This is a genomic window from Psychrobacter sp. (genome assembly GCF_035469765.1).
Taxonomy (GTDB): Bacteria; Pseudomonadota; Gammaproteobacteria; order Pseudomonadales; family Moraxellaceae; genus Psychrobacter.
The window spans coordinates 1-1,857 of the sequence record NZ_DATIRM010000353.1 but is presented as its reverse complement, the minus strand read 5'-3'; the positions used below and the strand labels follow the sequence as shown (position 1 = coordinate 1,857).

Below are 1,857 nucleotides of genomic sequence, written 5' to 3'. Positions count from 1 at the left end.
CTTTATCTGAATAGTGCTTTTTAATTACATGGCTTATATCTTATTGCGCTTGGTCATGCATTTTATGGTTTTTTGAACCATGATGACCTTTTGCTTTTCTTTCTGTCTTGAATTGCGCCATCTTTTCACGCTGTTCAGGTGTTAACACTTGAGAAATCGCATGTTGGGTCTGGATACGTTCGATAAAACGCTGCTTGGTTTTTGCTGCTTGTTGGTCAGCAAGACGGTTGACTGCTGCTGAGTCTAAGGTTCTGGCACTGGTCAATACTTGTATCTGCTGCTGCATTTGCATACGTTCTGCTTGATATTTTGCACGGTCATTTTTGCGATCACCATTCTTTTCTTGCATGATGGCTTTTATTTGCGCCTGCTGCGTCGCTGTCAAATCTAGCTGCGCCATGGGACCTCTCATGCCATCTTTATGCATGCCATTTTTTATGCCATCTTGATGATGCTTCTGCATTTTACTGGTTGTTGGAGCGGTATCGGTAGTTGCATTGACACTGGTACAGGCCGTCACAGTCAACACACTAGACATGGCCAATACTGAGCCTATCAATAATTTTTTCATTTGCATAATAATTTCCTTAATTTTATAAAAGCGAGGATGTATCTAATGAGCCTAGTTTTGATCGAGTATCCCGGATAGTTACTATGAATCATTACTGGGCATCAACTTGTTTTTGATAACCGCTATCATACAACAGCTAGAGGTTACGAACATTTATGAAACATTAAGAAAGGTAACGTTTATAGCGCATAGGTGAGGCTTGCCTGATAATATGAGCCATAACATGATTGAGAGGCATAAGAATAAGGTGATAACGATGTCAAATATTTTATTGGGTGACGATGACGAAGAGTTGACTCAATTATTGCAAGAATATCTGCATAATCACGGGATTCACTGTGACTGCGTGCATGATGGTGAAGCGGTCATAGAACGATTAAAAGCTACGATGCCGGATAATTCGCCTTATGATTTATTGGTGCTCGATATCATGATGCCAAAAATAGACGGGCTCAGTGTGTTACGTCAGCTGCCGGCTATCAGTGATATCCCTGTCATTATGCTTACAGCAAAAGGGGAGGAGATAGATCGTATCATTGGGCTTGAGCTTGGTGCTGATGATTATATTACCAAGCCTTGTAATCCACGTGAGCTGCTGGCACGTATTAATGCAGTGATTAAGCGCACCAATAGTGTTGCAAATCTTGCAGAGCAATTGCCGCTTCCTAGCAGTCGCTTGCATCTTGACCAACAGCAAAGGCTTTGTGAGATAGATGGTATAGAGCTTCAATTGACAGGCACAGAATTTGACTTATTGCTGGCTTTATTAAGACAAAAAGGTGAAGTGGTCAATAAATCGTGGTTATCACAGCATGTCTTGCAGCGAGAATTACAGCCCTTTGATCGTAGCCTTGACGTCCACGTCTCTCGCCTGCGTAAAAAGCTTCAACCTTTTCATGATGAGCCAATCAAGGCGATTCGTGGCAAAGGCTATCAGTTGGTGCTCTAATGACAGACAAACCCCAAAATCTTGCAGCGACAAAAAAATCGAAGCTGAGTATACCTGTGCCGCTGTTTTGGCGACTGTTTTTGAGTTTGCTGTCGATGATCCTGATCACCTCTATCTTATCTATCGCGGTTGAGCGTTGGCTCAATGAACGAGAGCTCGCCACCCGTATGGATTCTCAAATTGACAAGCTATTGATTCAGCGTGAGCGGCTGGTGGAATCCTTGGAGTCGGGGGACTTATCCGCTGTAAAGCAGATTTATAACGAAGATCGAAGGCTCATGAGCCAAATCAGGATATATGATGAGCGGGGCGCTATTATATTTCCAAGATATCGTTT

At 42.7% G+C, this 1,857-nt stretch carries 2 protein-coding genes and 1 pseudogene; 2 read left to right on the top strand and 1 reads right to left on the bottom strand.

The genetic code is table 11. From position 1 onward, the window contains the following. Positions 1–40 precede the first annotated feature (40 nt). Positions 41–577 (bottom strand): Spy/CpxP family protein refolding chaperone, encoded by a 537-nt coding sequence (locus VLN09_RS09725; protein ID WP_325246016.1) that lies wholly within the window; start codon positions 575–577, stop codon positions 41–43. A 250-nt stretch (positions 578–827) separates the two neighbouring features. On the opposite strand from VLN09_RS09725, the gene VLN09_RS09720 reads away from it, so the two are divergent. Further along, a complete protein-coding gene (locus tag VLN09_RS09720) occupies positions 828–1,520 on the top strand; it encodes a response regulator transcription factor (RefSeq protein ID WP_325246014.1) in 693 nt (230 codons plus the stop codon). Then, positions 1,520–1,857: pseudogene (locus VLN09_RS09715) on the top strand (two-component sensor histidine kinase); the annotation flags it as partial. The gene VLN09_RS09720 and the pseudogene VLN09_RS09715, both read left to right, overlap by 1 nt.